Annotated in this window: 17 protein-coding genes and 4 pseudogenes; 19 read left to right on the top strand and 2 right to left on the bottom strand. The window is 39.3% G+C overall.

The features are described 5' to 3' along the window. Positions 1–8 precede the first annotated feature (8 nt). From ACEWFH_RS21370 to ACEWFH_RS21350, 5 genes are all read left to right on the top strand, one after another. Entirely contained in the window at positions 9–398 is a 390-nt protein-coding gene (locus tag ACEWFH_RS21370; RefSeq protein ID WP_473725591.1) for a ferredoxin reductase, read from the top strand. A gap of 11 nt (positions 399–409) precedes the next feature. Beyond that, complete coding sequence (locus ACEWFH_RS21365; RefSeq protein WP_473727388.1) at positions 410–964, top strand: flavin reductase family protein; 555 nt, start codon at positions 410–412, stop codon at positions 962–964. A 260-nt stretch (positions 965–1,224) separates the two neighbouring features. Continuing rightward, the gene (locus ACEWFH_RS21360) at positions 1,225–1,455 is read left to right on the top strand and encodes an excisionase family DNA-binding protein (protein ID WP_473727387.1); all 231 of its coding nucleotides are present in this window, start codon (positions 1,225–1,227) and stop codon (positions 1,453–1,455) included. A gap of 39 nt (positions 1,456–1,494) precedes the next feature. Then, positions 1,495–2,328: an STAS domain-containing protein gene (locus tag ACEWFH_RS21355; RefSeq protein ID WP_473725590.1), complete on the top strand. Its 834-nt coding sequence runs from the start codon at positions 1,495–1,497 to the stop codon at positions 2,326–2,328. Positions 2,329–2,486: 158 nt separating this feature from the next. Beyond that, positions 2,487–2,984, top strand: a complete 498-nt coding sequence (locus ACEWFH_RS21350; protein WP_473727386.1) for a M15 family metallopeptidase — start codon at positions 2,487–2,489, stop codon at positions 2,982–2,984. A 221-nt stretch (positions 2,985–3,205) separates the two neighbouring features. Here the strand turns inward: ACEWFH_RS21350 and ACEWFH_RS21345 are convergent. After that, a pseudogene (locus ACEWFH_RS21345) lies at positions 3,206–4,866 on the bottom strand (glutamine--tRNA ligase/YqeY domain fusion protein). A 126-nt stretch (positions 4,867–4,992) separates the two neighbouring features. Between ACEWFH_RS21345 and ACEWFH_RS21340 the strand changes: the two are divergent. From ACEWFH_RS21340 to ACEWFH_RS21310, 7 genes and pseudogenes are all read left to right on the top strand, one after another. After that, positions 4,993–5,931 (top strand): dipeptidase, encoded by a 939-nt coding sequence (locus ACEWFH_RS21340; RefSeq protein WP_473725589.1) that lies wholly within the window; start codon positions 4,993–4,995, stop codon positions 5,929–5,931. Positions 5,932–6,034: 103 nt separating this feature from the next. Beyond that, positions 6,035–6,712 (top strand): SIMPL domain-containing protein, encoded by a 678-nt coding sequence (locus ACEWFH_RS21335; RefSeq protein ID WP_473725588.1) that lies wholly within the window; start codon positions 6,035–6,037, stop codon positions 6,710–6,712. Between the two features lie 64 nt (positions 6,713–6,776). Further along, on the top strand, positions 6,777–7,091 hold the full coding sequence (locus ACEWFH_RS21330) for an ArsR/SmtB family transcription factor (RefSeq protein WP_473725587.1): 315 nt from the start codon (positions 6,777–6,779) through the stop codon (positions 7,089–7,091). A gap of 23 nt (positions 7,092–7,114) precedes the next feature. After that, positions 7,115–8,044 (top strand): ABC transporter ATP-binding protein, encoded by a 930-nt coding sequence (locus tag ACEWFH_RS21325; RefSeq protein WP_473725586.1) that lies wholly within the window; start codon positions 7,115–7,117, stop codon positions 8,042–8,044. Next, positions 8,041–9,137 (top strand): annotated as a pseudogene (locus ACEWFH_RS21320) (ABC transporter permease). The gene ACEWFH_RS21325 and the pseudogene ACEWFH_RS21320 overlap by 4 nt, the downstream one beginning before the upstream one ends. Before the next feature lie 27 nt (positions 9,138–9,164). Further along, positions 9,165–9,587, top strand: a complete 423-nt coding sequence (locus tag ACEWFH_RS21315) for a DUF6526 family protein (RefSeq protein ID WP_473725585.1) — start codon at positions 9,165–9,167, stop codon at positions 9,585–9,587. Positions 9,588–9,685: 98 nt separating this feature from the next. Then, complete coding sequence (locus ACEWFH_RS21310) at positions 9,686–10,321, top strand: hypothetical protein (RefSeq protein WP_473725584.1); 636 nt, start codon at positions 9,686–9,688, stop codon at positions 10,319–10,321. 21 nt (positions 10,322–10,342) lie between these two features. On the opposite strand, the gene ACEWFH_RS21305 is transcribed toward ACEWFH_RS21310, so the two are convergent. Then, positions 10,343–11,305 carry a LacI family DNA-binding transcriptional regulator gene (locus ACEWFH_RS21305; protein WP_473725583.1) on the bottom strand — a complete coding sequence of 321 codons (963 nt, stop codon included), beginning with the start codon at positions 11,303–11,305 and terminating at the stop codon, positions 10,343–10,345. Positions 11,306–11,394: 89 nt separating this feature from the next. Between ACEWFH_RS21305 and ACEWFH_RS21300 the strand changes: the two genes are divergently transcribed. From ACEWFH_RS21300 to ACEWFH_RS21270, 7 genes and pseudogenes are all read left to right on the top strand, one after another. Beyond that, positions 11,395–11,556, top strand: a complete 162-nt coding sequence (locus ACEWFH_RS21300) for a hypothetical protein (RefSeq protein WP_473725582.1) — start codon at positions 11,395–11,397, stop codon at positions 11,554–11,556. A gap of 141 nt (positions 11,557–11,697) precedes the next feature. After that, entirely contained in the window at positions 11,698–12,459 is a 762-nt protein-coding gene (locus ACEWFH_RS21295) for a threonine/serine exporter family protein (protein ID WP_473725581.1), read from the top strand. A 15-nt stretch (positions 12,460–12,474) separates the two neighbouring features. Beyond that, on the top strand, positions 12,475–12,930 hold the full coding sequence (locus ACEWFH_RS21290; RefSeq protein ID WP_473725580.1) for a threonine/serine exporter family protein: 456 nt from the start codon (positions 12,475–12,477) through the stop codon (positions 12,928–12,930). Between the two features lie 413 nt (positions 12,931–13,343). Beyond that, positions 13,344–13,682 carry a hypothetical protein gene (locus ACEWFH_RS21285; protein ID WP_473725579.1) on the top strand — a complete coding sequence of 113 codons (339 nt, stop codon included), beginning with the start codon at positions 13,344–13,346 and terminating at the stop codon, positions 13,680–13,682. A 103-nt stretch (positions 13,683–13,785) separates the two neighbouring features. Next, positions 13,786–15,206, top strand: a pseudogene (locus tag ACEWFH_RS21280) (alanine/glycine:cation symporter family protein). A 148-nt stretch (positions 15,207–15,354) separates the two neighbouring features. Beyond that, a pseudogene (locus tag ACEWFH_RS21275) lies at positions 15,355–16,313 on the top strand (cation diffusion facilitator family transporter). Between the two features lie 21 nt (positions 16,314–16,334). Continuing rightward, on the top strand, positions 16,335–16,514 hold the full coding sequence (locus ACEWFH_RS21270; protein ID WP_473725578.1) for a hypothetical protein: 180 nt from the start codon (positions 16,335–16,337) through the stop codon (positions 16,512–16,514). The last annotated feature ends 78 nt before the right edge of the window (positions 16,515–16,592 follow it).

Raw genomic sequence — 16,592 nt, 5'->3', positions numbered from 1 at the left:
GAGTTTATTTGTATACGGAAACTACATTATCTGTTGTGATAACCTCCATTGTGCAAGAAACGAAGCATGTTAAGAAGTTTAAGCTAGCACCAGTAAAGGGAAATGAACTTCCGAGATTTAGTGGAGGGTCGCATATATCTACATACCTTCATACAGCAAATGGATTAGTGGTTCGGCAATATTCGTTAACCAGTCATCCTGACAAAACTTCACATTATGAGATAGCCGTTCGTTTGAGTGAGGCTTCTAGAGGCGGGTCACGTTTCTGGCATCATGCAATGAAAGTTGGAGACAGTCTGCAGATTAGTTATCCGAAAAATCATTTTCCGCTAAGTTTTAAAGCAAAACATCATGTGTTTTATGCTGCTGGAATAGGCATTACTCCTTCCTTTCGATGATGCATGAATTGATGATCAGAGGGTTATCCTTTGAACTTCATTATGCTTCAAAATCAAAAGGGAATTGTTCGTTTTACGAGTATTTAACTCAGCATTATTCTAGCCATTGTCAATTTTATTTCTCAAAAGAAAACCACCGTATGGCTACTTCATCTTTAGAAAATCATCCTATCGGCACACATGTGTATTTCTGTGGCCCTGAAACTTTTATAGAGCATTTCACAAAAGCGGCCAGAGATTTAGGCTATCCTAAAAAATCGGTACACCAAGAACGATTTTCACCACCTCTACTTAAACGTGTAACACCATTTAAGGTTACTCTCAAAAATGGAAATGAAATATTGGTAGATAAAAAGCAAACCTTACTTGAAGCTTTACTGCAGCAAGGTATGAATGTTCCTTACTCATGCAGAGTAGGACGATGCGGAAAGTGTGAACTGCCAGTCGCAGAAGGGGAGATTGATCATTATGATTCGTATTTGACTGAAGAACAAAGAAAATCACAAAATTGCATATTAACCTGTGTTTCACGTGCAAAATCAGATAAACTGATCATTGAGATTTAATGAATTCTTCTATCATTTTGAAATGCTAATCTCTATTAGAAAAGATTCATAAGGTGTATAATTTAAAAGTTGATATATGTAGAGTCTGTCTGAATTGATTTTCAGGAGGCTTTTTTATTTAATATAGTTCGGTAATTAATTGATTAGGAAACAAACAATTGTAGAATAGATTTGAGAGAGTGGTTTTTAGGGTATATTGAATCCATGGGATTCTTACGGTAAGCTTAAATTAAACAAATGTTAGACAGGATGAATAAATGATGTATCTTACAATTAAAGAAACGGCTGAATACTTGTCAATGCCAGAGGCGGTCGTGGAGAGTCTTGTTCAACAGAATAAGATTCGTGCCATTTTTGACGGAAGTCAGCATCTTATTAATAGAGAGCAGTTCAATACGCATTTTGAGCAGCTTGAAAAATATAAAAAGATAGTCGAGGAATATTTAAGCGAACCCATTCCAGAAGACTGGGATGCAAAAGACGAAGACTAGATAAATTATAAATATGGTATATGGGAGAGTGTAAAAGAGATGCATAGAGATAAGGATCTGCATTCTTTTTTAATAGAAAAAACATGGCAATTGACGGAAGACTGGTATGAATCGATCGATAAATCAAAAGCCACTGGGGTCTATGCTTCTACTAATCCTGAAACAATCGAAACGCTTAAAAAACAAAATCATGAGTTTCACGTTCACTTTTGTGAAGTTTTTGTAAAAGAAGAGAAGCAGTTTATAAAAGATTTTGAAAAATGGGTGCTTATGATTGCTCAGGATGATGAACATCTAAATACCCCCGTTACTGTCATTATGAAAGAATTTTTTAATGTACAGAAGCAATATTTGAGTCTGGTACAAGATTTTGTTAACTCTCATAGAGGAGAGTATTCTCAAGCCGTTATTGATTCGTGGAACGAAATTATCATTAATACATTTAATAAAATTGTGACTTGGTTCGTCGAAGAAAATCAAAAATACAGCGAGGAAAAATTAATCGCACAGCAAGAAATGATTAATGAATTAAGTTCACCAGTCATTGCACTTAACAATCATATGGGGCTGTTGCCGTTAATCGGTATTATTGATACGCAACGAGCAAAGCTGATTGTGGAAAATACTTTAGAACAGTGTACGGAAAAAGAAATTACGCACCTGTTCATTGATCTATCAGGTGTCTTGATCATTGATACGATGGTGGCACAGCAAATTTTCTCTCTTATCGAAACACTAGGGCTAATTGGAGTGAGATGTACTTTATCTGGAATACGCCCAGAAATTGCACTAACCGCAGTCCAACTTGGTCTATCTTTTGAAAAAGTTTCGATTAAATCCAATTTGGCTCAAGCGATTGGTTCACAACAATAACAGGTGTATGAAAAGAAACCAGAGTAAATTCTGGTTTTTTTATTGTTCAAAAAAGTGTTTTCTTTTTCAACAATCGTCCCGTCATATACAATGAAAGTAGATTGTTAAACAATGAAGGAGTTTACTTTAAAGTGAAAATAATAAAGGGTCTGCTTTTAATTGCTGTACTTGCTTCTATATATTATTTGATAACACTGGAGTGGAAAAAGAGAAATACACCATTGCCAACAGAACTGCATCCTATTGTAGCTGGAAATAGAGATACACTTATTCAAAAAGCTGCTGCAAAAGGAATTGACGTTGTGATCACAGACGATTTTCGTTCTGCAGAAGAGCAGGATCGATTATATGCGCAAGGAAGAACAGAAGAAGGAACAATCGTTACCCATGTTGAGGGTGGAGAATCGTATCACAATTACGGTTTAGCCATTGATTTCGCTCTAAAGTTGGATGATGGTACGGTCGTCTGGGATCTGGAACGCGATGATAATAAAAATGGGAAGTCGGATTGGATGGAAGTGGTTGAAATTGCAAAGGAAATAGGATTTGAGTGGGGTGGCGATTGGGCTGGTTTCAAGGACTATCCGCATCTAGAGATGGATTTCGGCCTGAGTATTCGTGAATTGCAATATGGGGAGAGGCCGCGAGAAAAATAAGTGGTCAGATGAGTTTGGTAGATTTAGGATTACGGATGAGGCGTTTGTCGAAAAGCCTATAAATAAATGTGAAGGACTATAAATAATTTTAAAGGCCTATAAATATTAACGAGGGCCTAAAAAATAATTTTAAGGCTTATAAACTTATTTTTAGGGCCTAAAAACATTATGGAACATAAAAAAGAAGGGCCCATCAGCTGGGAACCCTTCTTTCTTTATAATTAAAGCTTAAACGAACTCTTTAGTGATACGATTTCGTTAAACGCAATTTTGTCGTCAGTCGTATGCTTTGGATCTACGTTGAAGTAGCCGTGGCGGAAGAACTGGAACTTGTCTTGAGGTTTCGCGTCCTTCATGTTCGCTTCAATGAATCCTTGCTTTACGATAAGAGAATCTTTGTTCACGTAATCCAAGAACGTTTTGCCTTCACGATCTTCTTCGTTTTCCATATCTGCATCTGAAATGAGCGGCTGGTACATACGGAACTCAGCTGGTACGGCTTGTGTCGCTTCAACCCAGTGAAGTGTTCCTTTTACTTTACGGCCTGTAAATCCAGTACCTGATTTCGTTTCTACATCATACGTGCAATGAAGTTCAACCACATTGCCGTTTTCATCTTTTATAAAATCTTCGCATTTAATGAAGTATGCATGCTTTAAGCGAACTTCGTTTCCAGGAATAGACGGAAGTACTTTTTCGGAGGATCCTCCATAAAATCTTCACGCTCGATATAGATTTCACGAGAGAATGGAATCTGACGTGAACCCATTTCAGGATTTTCTGGGTTGATCTCAGCATCAAGCATTTCAACTTGTCCTTCAGGATAGTTTGTGATTACCACTTTTAATGGATCCACAATACCCATCGTACGAGGTGCTTTTACCTTAAGATCTTCACGGATAAAATGCTCAAGCATAGCTGTGTCGGTTACGCCAGAACCTTTTGAAACTCCGGCTGCTTTTACAAACTCAACGATTGATTCAGGCGTATAACCTTTACGGCGTAAACCAGAAATCGTTGGCATGCGAGGATCATCCCATCCATCCACATAGCCTTCATCTACAAGCTGCTTCAATTTACGTTTACTCATTACCGTATTCGTTAGACCTAAGCGGCCGAACTCAATTTGCTGCGGCTTGCTCTCCATCTCACACTCTTCAACAACCCAGTTGTAAAGAGGGCGCTGATCTTCAAATTCAGTGGTACAAAGCGAATGTGTTACACCCTCAATTGCATCCTCAATCGGGTGCGCAAAGGCATACATTGGATAGATGCACCAAGTGTCACCAGTATTGTGGTGGGTAGCATGAGAGACACGATAAATGACAGGGTCGCGTAAATTAATATTAGGTGAACTCATGTCGATCTTTGCACGAAGTACTTTTTGTCCGTTTTCAAACTCGCCTTTACGCATACGATCAAAAAGATCTAAGTTCTCTTCAACAGAACGGTTGCGATAAGGACTTTCTTTACCTGGTTCTGTCAGTGTGCCACGGTACTCACGGATTTCGTCTGCTGTCAGGTCATCCACATACGCTTTTCCTTTTTTGATTAAAAGAACGGCCCGGTCGTACATTTCTTCAAAATAATCAGAAGCGAAGCGAAGGTTTTCCCATTCAAACCCAAGCCATTCAACGTCTTTTTTAATTGCATCAACGTACTCTTGGTCTTCCTTTAATGGGTTTGTATCATCAAAGCGCAGGTTGGTTTCTCCGCCAAACTCATCTGCAAGTCCGAAGTTAATTACGATTGATTTTGCGTGTCCAATATGAAGATATCCATTTGGCTCTGGAGGGAAACGTGTAACAACTTTCTTATGTTTTCCGGATTCCAGATCGTTTTGGATGATTGTTTTAATAAAATTTGAAGAACTATTCTCCATCCCGTATCAAGCCTTTCCTTATATGTAAACTAAGATATACTTTACATTATAACAAAAATAAATTTCAACTAAACGTATTCTTTTAGGGATATGGAGATTATTTAACAAAGAAATGGTGGGATCAACATGAATGTCATTGACTTGCATTGTGATGCATTATTAAAACTATGGGAAACGGAAGGCAGGCTGAGTTATGCAGATGCGCCACAGCTCGCTACAAATAAGAAACGACTGCAAAAGGGAAAAGTGAACGTTCAGTTCTTTGCGATTTTTATTGAGCCCTTTATTCCGAGTGATCAAAAATTTCAATCTGCTCTTCAACAAGTGGATTATTTTTATAAAGAAGTCCTTGGTAAAAATCCAGAGATGAAGCATTTAAAGAATTGGTCTGATTTTCATACACTGAAAGATGGAGAAATCGGTGCAGTGTTAACGCTTGAAGGTGTGGATGCAATTGGTGATGATCTTACAAAGTTAAGTATCCTTCACCAGCTTGGTGTTCTCTTGATTGGACTAACTTGGAATCATGCGAATCTTGCTGCAGATGGGGCACAGGAACCACGTGGCGCAGGACTTACTGTGTTTGGTAAAGAGGTTGTGAAGTTCAATAACAAGCATCAGATTTTAACGGATGTTTCCCATTTGTGCGATCGTGCGTTTTGGGACGTTATGGACATTGCAAAATATCCTTTAGCAAGCCATTCTAATTCTCGTGCATTATGCGATCATCCTCGAAACTTAACGGATGAAATGGCGAAAGAGATGTTCGATAAAGGCGGTGTGGTGCATGTTGTTTATAACCCTCCATTTACTAAAAGCGAGGGTTCGTCCAGCATCTCTGATTTAATTAAACACATCGATCATTTTTGCGGACTTGGCGGGGTGAAGCAAATTGGTCTAGGTTCGGATTTTGATGGAATTTCGCAACTTATTACGGACTTAGAAGACGCATCCAAAACCCAAAACTTAATTAATGAACTGTTGAAACATTATTCAGAAGAAGAAGTCCGAGGATTTGCTCACCAAAACTTCTTAAACTATCTTCCAAAACCAGCAGATAAATAAAAAGAGTAAGCATTTGGCACAAACGTGTCAGATGCTTTTTTCTTCTTTTTATATAGGTGTACGCATAGCTATTATGGAATAGAAAAGTGAAGGGGATTCTTGCATGTATTACCCTGGACTTCAAAATACCACGAATGATCATTTGTATCGTCAAACGAAGCTAAACCGTATGACTGTAACAGGGGAAGGAACTGTGTCCGCAACACCGGATCAAGCCATTATTACAATAGGAGTCATTAATGAAAGTCAAAATCTAAGTGCAGCGCAAAAAGAGAATGCAGATAAAACAGCTGCTGTCATACAAGGGATGATGTCCCTCGGCATTTCTCAAAGTGATATTCAGACGTCTAGTTACCGCATAGACCCTCAATATAACTATGAAAATGGCCAGCAAATATTTAGAGGCTATCGTGTTGAGCATCAACTGCAAGTAACGGTAAAAGATATTCGTAAAACAGGTCAGGTGATCGACACAGCGGTTGCGAGCGGTGCTAACTCTGTATCGTCCATTCAGTTCACGGTTTCGAACCCCGACGCTTTTTATAATCAAGCGTTAACTTTGGCGATACAAAATGCTCAGCAAAAAGCGATTACGATGGCAAGAACATTGGGAGTTACACTGCAGCCGGTGCCGGTTGTGGTACAAGAAATTTCTCAACCGCTGCCGCCTAGACCTGTTCCATTTCAAGCGGCTATGCTTGCGCAAAGTGCTGAAACTCCCATACAGCCAGGTGAGAATAAGATTACAGCCACTGTGAAAATTGAATATACGTATAGCTAGGACAGGTATAAATTGACAGGCATGTGAGCTGCGCTTTATACTTAACCAAATGGTTAAATATAATGTGGGTAATTTAAATGATGTATTTTCTGTTCTGTCTGATCCTACGAGAAGAAGTATTATTGAGCAGCTATCAAAAGGGGAAAGGAGTGTTCAAGAGTTAGCAGAACCTTTTGATATGTCGCTGCCTGCCATCTCTAAGCATTTAAAAGTTTTAGAGAATGCAGGTCTTGTCACGCACCGAAAAGAGGGGCGTTATCGCTATTACTCGATACAGCCAGACGCAATGGATGGAGCCTGTGAATGGATGGAGACACTTAAACAGCTATGGACAAAATTTGAAGGTATGTTTTGCTGCAGCAAAAATAAAAAGCAGTGAAGTGTATGTTTGGAGAGTGAAAAATGGAAACACAGCAAGAAATTATAAAGGTAGAGAGACTTGTTAAACGATATGGAGACTTTACTGCGGTAGATGGCAGTGAGTTTTCCGTACATAATGGTGAGGTATTTGGCCTGCTCGGACCGAATGGAGCGGGGAAAACGACAACGCTTGAAATGCTCGTTGGACTTCGTAAGCCTGATGAGGGAACAGCAATCGTGGGTGGCTTTGATATCACGAAAGAGCTTGAAAAAGTAAAAGAAATAATTGGCGTACAGCTTCAATCTACTACTCTTTTTGAGCTGTTAACGGTAAACGAAATCCTTCATCTTTACGGAAGTTTTTACCGAAAACATATCTCCATTCCTGAATTAATTGATGACATGCTTTTAACAGAGAAAAAGAATAGCAGAATCAAAGGGTTGTCTGGAGGGCAAAAGCAGAGGCTGGCGATTGCGCTTGCACTTGTGCACGATCCGCAGATTATATTCTTAGACGAACCGACAACAGGGCTTGATCCGCAAGCACGCCGCACGTTATGGGATATTATTTTGCGTTTAAAAGAACGTGGGAAAACCGTTGTGCTGACGACTCATTACATGGATGAAGCACATGTGCTATGTGACCGTATCGCGATCATGGATCAAGGTAAACTTATTGCACTGGACACACCTAGTGAACTTGTGAAAAATCTGCAGTCTGATAGTGCTGTTGAATTCCGGTTTAACGAAGACGAAGTGGATGTCACTTTGTCAGAGGTCGACGGTGTGAAGCAAGTGGGAAGTCAGAAAGATGTTCATGTTCTGTATACGGATGACTTGCAGAAGACACTAACAAGTTTAATAGCTTTAGCTTCTGAGAAAGAACTTAAGCTCGTAGATTTGCAGACGAGAACAGCAACCCTTGAAGACGTATTTATTCATATGACAGGAAGAAGGTTAAGAGAAGGATGAGATCATACTATTTACTAACACTAGCTCAGCTTCGGATCTTCCTTAGAAATCGGCAAGTACTATTTTGGACGCTCGCCTTTCCAATTGTTTTGATGGTTATGTTAGGGTCGTTCTTGGGAAATGGCAATGGTGTATCGATAACGGCAACGGTTGTAGATCAAGACAAAAGTGAACAGTCCAAGAACTTAATAGAAGAATTTGAAAAGACTGAAGTTGTGTCGCTAGAAAATAACTTTAATGAAAAAGAAGCATTAGATAAGTTGAAAAAAGGGATTCAACGTTAGTTATTACCATTCCTAAAGGTTATGGAGAAGGTCTTTCGGCTGAAAATAAGGGAGAACCTTTCAAACTGCCCGTCTATTATAATGAAACGAACATGGCAATGTCACAGGTCGGACTACAACTCGTTAATAATACGGTTGATGCACTCAGTAAGAAACAAGTAGATTATCAGCCAGTTGTTGTTACAGAGTCTAAAGGCGTAGAAGCACTAAACCTTCGCTACATCGATTTCCTTGTTCCGGGAATCGTAGCAATGATGATTATGAGCAATAACATGAACGGTGTTGCGGGGCAAATATCTTCATGGCGTGAACGGGGAATCCTCCGTCGAATGCAAGGTACGACGCTTAAGGCATCTACATTTATTGCGGCACAGATTACTGCGCGATTCATGCTGAACGGTTTACAAGCGATGATTGTACTAGCGGTTGCTTGGGCTGTGTTTGGAATTGAAGTCAGAGGTTCATGGCTTACGGTGATTGCATTCGTAACGCTGGGAACGTTAGCGTTTATGGCAATTGGTTTTATTATTGCAGGTATTGCAAAAACACCTGAAAGTGCAGGACCAATCGCGGGATTCTTGTCTTTCCCGATGCTGTTTCTAGGTGGCGTATTCTTTCCAATAAGAGACATGCCTGAATTTTTGCAGCCATTTGTACAAATTTTACCGATCGCTCACTTAAGTCATGCATTGCGTGAAACCATGAACGTTGGAGCTTCGTTTCTTGATTTGGGCATGGAGGCAATGATTTTAGGCGGGTGGCTGATTGGAGCGTTTATTGTAGCAAGCTTTACATTTAAGTGGGAGTAAATTGCTGAAAAGAAAGAGGAGAACTATATGAACACACAAAACTATAAAAATCATGCACGGATGCATCCGATCTATCATTACGTACTTTCATTACTGGTGCTTGGGGGCTTAATTGCAAGTATTGTTTATCTTTTTAAAGCGGATGATCTGCTATTGGCGGTCATTTTAGTAGTCCTGTCCGTTAGCCTGCTAATTACATTTACGTTATTGCGCTTATATCCGCTGAAAGCACAAGACAGAGCTATTCGTGCTGAAGAGAACCTGCGTTATTACGTGCTGACAGGCAAGCTCTTAAATGCAAATCTTTCACCAGGGCAAATTGTGGCACTGCGATTTGCACCTGATGAAGAATTTCCAAGCTTAGCTGAAAAAGCAGCAGCGGAAAACTTGAAGCCAAAAGAAATCAAACAAGCGATTACGAACTGGAAAGCAGATCATAATAGAATTTAACATATAAGCCTGCAGAAATTTTATTTTCTGCAGGTTTTTTTATTTATTAAGGGTATAGATCATAGTGGAATATAATGGAATTGAAAGGAAGAGGGATAATGAGTAAGAAAAGATTGTTAGTGAAAGACACTGATCCAGTTATCTACCGAATCACAGGATATCTCCCAGTAGTTGTACTTGTAATCGGTTGGCTATTTTTTCTTTATGATAAACGTAAAGTAAATGAATATCTTAGTGATCAACTTTTAAGTTGGGAAAAGGTAATCATCTACATGATGCACATACTCCAAGTGGTAGGAATTTCACTAACACTGTTTTTTATCCTTATGGTTATTTTAAAGAGCAGAAAGATGCTTTATGTTAGTCCAATTCCATTTTGCTTGCTAATTATTACTTTGTTAACTCTTCCAGGTCTCCTGCGCGCAGCTGTTATTTATAGTTTTATTTTGTCTGGAGCAACTGTGATTTTGATGCTTCTATTTATGATTGCACCTATTCTTTTAATACATCTATATTTGAAAATGTCGAATATCATATGGATACTGCTTGCAGCTTTAACAGGTTCAATTATTATATTCCTACCGTTCTTTTTGAGCAATACTCTCTCGTATAGTATAGCGGTGTATAGGCCATATCAAAATCTTCTAGCGGCGAATTGTATGTTCTACTTCAGTTTGTTGATATCACTTCTTGTATTAAAGAAGTACATTGAGACTGTAAAAAAAATGAAATAGATTAAACACGTGCAATGCTTTTCACACTGTTTTCCGCTCAATCAAACGAACCTGGATCTCTTCATGTGAAACTTCCTCACCGTTCAATGCTTGGAGGAAAAGTTTCTTTCCTACTTCAACAAGAGGAATTTCGAGTGTTGTAATATGCATCACTTTTGAGATGGGCTGGTTGTCAAAGCTCATAATGGCAAGCTCTTGGGGAACGAGGATGCCTTGATCTCTGCAGCTCGCTAAGATTCCTGCAGCTACTTGATCACTTGTAACAAGTAAAGCAGTGGGGCTGTTTTTCATCTGTAATAACTCTTGTACAATTCTATTCCCATCTTCAACGTTAAAACTGCCTGAAAAAACATAACTACGGTCATAAGGGAAATCGTGCCTCGCTAAAAAACCTTTATACGCAGCATCTCTTTGGCTGCTGTTCGTTCCTGATTGACGTCCTATCGTGTAGCCAATCTTTTTATGCCCTTTTCCGTAAAGATAATCGAGGGCTATATTGAAGCTTTTATAATGATCAACAAATGTGGAGGAAACACTTTTACTCCGTGAATCTTCACATAGAATAATCGGGCCATATGCTGAATAATCCTCAATGACTTTCCACTCGCAGATTCTTGAACAGATAACCAAGCCATCAATTAGTTTATCTTCTAGCATCTTTAACGCTTCCATCTCTTTATCTTTTTCATAATTGGTCTGAATCAGAACGAGTTTGTAGTTGTGTTCCAAAGCCGCGTTTGCCATTCCTTCTATTAATAAACCAAAGTATGGATGGTTTGAAAAGGGAACAACTACTCCGATTAAAAATGTTTTCCCTGTACTTAAATGAACGGCATTGATATTTCGATGATAGTTGTATTTCTTCATAGCTTCTTTAACTGCTGAGACTTTTTCAGCACTAACATATGGCTGGTTGTTTATAACACGGGACACGGTGGTTACAGAAACTCCAGCCAATTTAGCAATATCTCTTATATTAGCCATTCTTTCACCTGCTTCTGAAAAAGTTTTTCTTGCTTTGAAACGCGTTTCATACCATACGCTTTGCATGAGAAGATAAGGAGGGGAAAAATATGGTGTTTATTTCAGGAATCATAAGTCTGGTCGTCATGTGCATCTCTATAGTCATTCTGTCTTTGTTTCCCATTTCTTTACATGAAAAAAGCGGATTAAAAAGATCGAGGACAGAAGAGAAGGATCCATTCAGTTATTTATTTGATGTTTATGGTGACTAATGCTTAGTTCAATTGTAGTAACATCTGTAAACTTGTTCAACTCCATTGCCGAAAATAGATACAATCAGTTAAACTGTAAAAATATTAACTATCCATTTTTGGGTAGAATGAGGGTAAGTAATCAATTGGAGAGTATGCTTAATGGAAATGGAGAAACAAGAAACCTATGACATAATGGCCGTTTGTCTTTTAGCTGGCAAAATTATGCTGCAAAGCGGAGCGGAGACATATCGTGTTGAAGATACGATGATGCGTATAGCGGCTTCTTTTGGTGCTTATCAATCGCATCCGTATGTAACACCGACCGGCATACTTTTTTCGGTCGAAGGTTTAGAGCCTACAAAAACGAAGCTGATTCGAATTGTGGAACGTACAACAGACTTAGAGAAAGTAGCACATGTTAACGGTATATCGCGTAAAATAAGCGCTGGAGAATACACGATTGAAGAAGCGTACAAAGCGCTTAAGAAAATCAGTGAATCCGGATCTCCTTATTCGCTCTGGATCCATGTATTAGCTGCAGCCATCTCTTCGGGTTGTTTTTTAATCATGTTTCAAGGAGATTGGGGAGACTTTATCCCTGCTTTTATTACAGGAGGATTAGGATTCCTATCTCTTTTGTATTTTCACCAACTCGTTCCTATTAAATTTTTCTCAGAGTTTTCTGCTTCACTATTAATTGGTCTGCAGGCACACTTGTTTGTTTCAACGGGAATTGGCGGAGAGCTTGATAAAATTATTATAGGGTCTGTAATGCCGCTTGTACCGGGACTGCTTATAACCAATGCTGTTCGTGACCTGATGGCAGGACACCTGATCTCCGGACTGGCTAAGGGTGCAGATGCCTTTTTAACAGCTTTTGCAATTGGAGCTGGAATCGCAGTTATGTTTTCATTTTTTTAAGGAGGAGCGTTCACGATGACGATTATCGAACAAATCATTACTAGTTTTATCGCGTCGGCGGCTTTTGTTATTATTTTTAACGGGCCTAAACGCTCACTATTTCATTGCGGTCTAGTCGGCATGATCGGTTGGATTTTTTATTTTCTTTTAGAATCAAATGGTGTGGATATGGTATTAGCAACAGTTATTGCTGCGTTTTCAATAGCCATTGCTTCACAATACTTTGCAAAAAAATATAAAACCCCTGTCATCATTTATAGCGTAGCAGGCATTATTCCACTCGTACCAGGAGGAATTGCATACAATGCCATGCGAAACTTTGTGCAGAATGATTATAACTTAGCCATTAATTTAGCCGCGAAGGCTTTTATGATATCAGGCTCTATTGCCATAGGACTCGTTTTTTCGGAGGTTATTAATCAGATTATCCGAAAGTCTAAGCTAAAGACGATTGTAAACAAATCACAGTAAACTTAATACATTAGATTTTTAAAACCATCTGGATTACCAGGTGGTTTTTTTGCTAGCATACCTACTGCCCATTATCCTTTTACCGGGTAAAAGCACGTGAACGTTATGTAAGTGGAATGTTAGCTGGTATGCGTAAGTTGACTGGATTTAGTTTAGATCTATGTTGAGGTGGAGGGTATATGTGGTTCGGTTTTTGTCGAAATTTATCAACTCGCCGATATATGGGCAAATCTCGCTGGATTATAGCCAAACCTCGCTGGATTATAGCCAAACCTCGCCGGATTATGTTTGGAATTTCTAGAATTAGATGTAGTTTTACCCCTCTAGGTATGATTAGAGACCCGGTTTGAGAGCATAACTATGTTTTCTAAAGGATTGTTTATGTCGTCTTGAACAGTTGGTTGGAGTAGAAGGTGCGAGACTCCTGCGGGACAGGCGGGCAGGTGAGACACTTATACGTAAAACGTACAAATGTGGCTCACCGCCTGCCCTGCGGAAAGCGAGCACCTGGAACGGAAATCAACTACTTTCAAAAGCTTAATTTAAGAGATCTTCCGTTTTTCTGCTTACATTCTACTAATAATTTGCTGGAATCTGGGATTCAACTAGTAACTTGTACACGACTAAAGATACAAATGTCCATACTGGAAAGAATTTTATCTTGTTTTCTTACCAAGTCTAACGTCATAATAAGTAAACATCTATGGTCACATATTGTCACAATTTGTAATCATATACGATTTATTTTATAATTACAAATAGATAAAATTTTCAGTCAAATACAAGGGGGTAAAGTTTTTGAGCAACTTTGAAACGTTTGTAGGAGATGCAGTCGCGATTCTTTGGAGTCAGCCGATGATTTATTTTTGTTTAGGTGTAGGGCTATTATTTTCAATTTTAACTAGATTTTTGCAAGTGCGGCACTTCAAAGAAATGATCAAACTTATGATGGAAGGTAAAAGTTCCAAAGCTGGTGTTTCATCTTTCCAAGCTTTAGCGATTGCGCTTTCTGGCCGTGTAGGAACAGGTAATATTGCAGGAACAGCGACAGCGATCGGCTTTGGTGGACCTGGTGCAGTATTCTGGATGTGGATGATTGCATTTATTGGTGCATCCAGTGCATTTGTTGAATCAGCACTTGCTCAAGTATATAAAGTGAAGCAGGATGGAGAGTATCGTGGTGGACCTGCTTACTATATTGAAAAAGGGATTGGCTGGAAGTGGTATGGAATCATTTTTGCATTTTCTGCTCTAGTTGCAATGGCATTGCTTATGCCAGGTGTTCAATCAAACTCAATTGCAGAAGGACTTGATAATGCTTTTAACATTGATCCATCAGTGACAGGAATTTTCTTAGTTATCATCTTGGCTGCTATTATTTTTGGTGGTGTTAAACGTATTGCAAACGTAGCACAATATGTTGTTCCTTTCATGGCAATCGGCTATGTGCTTGTTTCGTTAATCATAGTTGCGTTCCATATCCCTCAGATTCCTGAAGTACTTTCGCTGATCTTCAGAAGTGCGTTCTCTTTTGATTCTGCATTTGGAGGAATTGTAGGTTCAGCGATCATGTGGGGCGTTAAGCGTGGGATCTATTCGAACGAAGCTGGTCAAGGGACAGGAGCACACCCGCGGCAGCGGCAGAGGTATCACATCCTGCTAAACAAGGTCTAGTCCAAGCATTCTCTGTATATATCGATACATGGCTCGTATGTACAGCTACTGCTTTCATGATTCTCTTTACAGGTATGTACAATGTTCAAAATGAAGCAGATAATACATTTATTGTTGAAAATATTCCTAACGTCGAAGCAGGTACTGCATTTACACAAGAAGCGATTGAATCTGTACTACCTGGTTTCGGTTCTGGTTTTGTTGCAGTTTCACTATTTTTCTTTGCGTTTACAACGATTATGGCGTACTACTATATCGCAGAAACAAATATTGCTTATCTCATGCGTGGCCGAAATAACAGAATTCCAATGTTCTTGCTGAAGATTGTTTTATTGGGAACAACGTATTACGGAGCTGTAAAGACGGCAGACCTTGCTTGGGCACTAGGAGATTTAGGTCTTGGTATAATGGTTTGGCTGAACTTAATTGCCATTTTAATCTTAGCTAAGCCAGCACTTCGCGTATTAAAAGATTACGAAGAACAAAAGAAAGCTGGATTGGATCCTGTCTTTGATTCTAAAAAACTTGGCATTAAGAATGCTGAGTATTGGGAAGGCGGATATAGAGAACCAGCTGACCACTCGAAAGAAAAAGTATCATAAGTGACTTTAAAAGACAGGCTGTTTTTCGCAGCCTGTTTTTTTATAGGGTTTAAATTACTCCAATTACAGGAATTCTTATAGAAAGACATAACAGGAGTGGAGGCAGACCTTTGATCAATCTACTTAAAAAGGAAATAAGTCGTCTGGAATTGCTGCATTAGGAAACACGGTACTCGCTATTGCTAAAGGAATTGCTGCCGCAGTAAGTGGAAGTGGTGCCATGTTTGCAACAACACTGCATTCAGCTGCAGATGCATTAAACCAAGGATTCGTCTTTTTCGGAAGTGCTCTTTCTGAAAAAGAACCGACTAAGAAATTCCCGTCAGGCTTCGGCCGTGTTGTTAATCTATTCGTATTGGTTGCCGTTATCGTTGTTTCTATCATGGCATACGAAACCATTTTAAAAGGCTGGAAGCTCATTCAAGACCCACATCCATCAACAAATTTACTATTAAATATCGGTATCATGGTATTGGCTATCTTGGTTGACGGTTTTATCCTCATTAAAGCGATGAAAGAAATCGTACATGAGACAAGAAGTGAGGCAACAGGGTTAGGGATTGTAAAAGAATCGTTCAAAAATGTAAGTCTAGCTGCTCCACCAACCCGTTTAGTTTTTTACGAAGATTTAATCGCGACTTTAGGTGCTTTTTTGGCGCTTGTCTCGATTGTACTCGCAGACTTGACAGGTGCGTATATCCTGGACGGCATAGGGACATTGTTGATTGGGATTTTGCTTGTCATTGTAGCGTTCAAACTTGGCATCGAAAACACCCGAGGGCTAATCGGTGTTGCTGCACCAAAAGTAGTGGAAGACCGAATTGCAGAAACGATTCTTTCAGATAAGGACGTTGTAGATATTAAGGAGTTACGCATACTGCAAGAAGGAAGAAGATATCATGTTGAAAGCTACATCGAGCTAAAGAAGGATTTACACTGGCTGATGCTGATGATATTAAATTCCGTGTAAGAGATACACTATTAGAAGACCCAGACATCGGTGACGTAACAATGGGGATTCTTGAAACGGATCATGTAAAGACATGGCCGAAAGAAGCAGAGATTGAAGTAAACGGTGAAGAAGATAAGACCGAGAAAACCCGCTGAACATAATCAGCGGGTTTTCGTTTGCAAAGGCTTTTTAAAAAGATTGCTGATTTAGAGGAATTTTGTTCAATTCTCTTCTTTGACAAGTTGATTGGAGTGAAAGGTGCGAGACTCCTGCGGGACGAGCGGTCAGGTGAGACCCTTTTAGACGCAAAGCGGCAAGGGGCTCACCGCACGCCCCGCGGAAAGCGAAGTGCCTGAAACGGAAATCAACCACTTTCAAGAGCAACTAAGATCAAGAGAAGTCGAAATAGTTAATTATTTTCATAAAAAAGGATA

Source organism: Fictibacillus sp. EA-CB0309 (assembly GCF_055814265.1).
The sequence above is the reverse complement of the archived record's forward strand: the minus strand, read 5'-3'. Positions and strand labels throughout refer to the sequence as shown.

Coding starts and splice junctions, on each gene's coding strand:
- ACEWFH_RS21365 (WP_473727388.1), top strand. CDS start 410: ATGATCAGAGGGTTATCCTTTGAACTTCATTATGCTTCAAAATCAAAA.
- ACEWFH_RS21290 (WP_473725580.1), top strand. CDS start 12,475: ATGACGATTATCGAACAAATCATTACTAGTTTTATCGCGTCGGCGGCT.
- ACEWFH_RS21360 (WP_473727387.1), top strand. CDS start 1,225: ATGTATCTTACAATTAAAGAAACGGCTGAATACTTGTCAATGCCAGAG.
- ACEWFH_RS21310 (WP_473725584.1), top strand. CDS start 9,686: ATGAGTAAGAAAAGATTGTTAGTGAAAGACACTGATCCAGTTATCTAC.
- ACEWFH_RS21300 (WP_473725582.1), top strand. CDS start 11,395: ATGGTGTTTATTTCAGGAATCATAAGTCTGGTCGTCATGTGCATCTCT.
- ACEWFH_RS21325 (WP_473725586.1), top strand. CDS start 7,115: ATGGAAACACAGCAAGAAATTATAAAGGTAGAGAGACTTGTTAAACGA.
- ACEWFH_RS21335 (WP_473725588.1), top strand. CDS start 6,035: ATGTATTACCCTGGACTTCAAAATACCACGAATGATCATTTGTATCGT.
- ACEWFH_RS21305 (WP_473725583.1), bottom strand. CDS start 11,305: ATGGCTAATATAAGAGATATTGCTAAATTGGCTGGAGTTTCTGTAACC.
- ACEWFH_RS21340 (WP_473725589.1), top strand. CDS start 4,993: ATGAATGTCATTGACTTGCATTGTGATGCATTATTAAAACTATGGGAA.
- ACEWFH_RS21315 (WP_473725585.1), top strand. CDS start 9,165: ATGAACACACAAAACTATAAAAATCATGCACGGATGCATCCGATCTAT.
- ACEWFH_RS21295 (WP_473725581.1), top strand. CDS start 11,698: ATGGAAATGGAGAAACAAGAAACCTATGACATAATGGCCGTTTGTCTT.
- ACEWFH_RS21355 (WP_473725590.1), top strand. CDS start 1,495: ATGCATAGAGATAAGGATCTGCATTCTTTTTTAATAGAAAAAACATGG.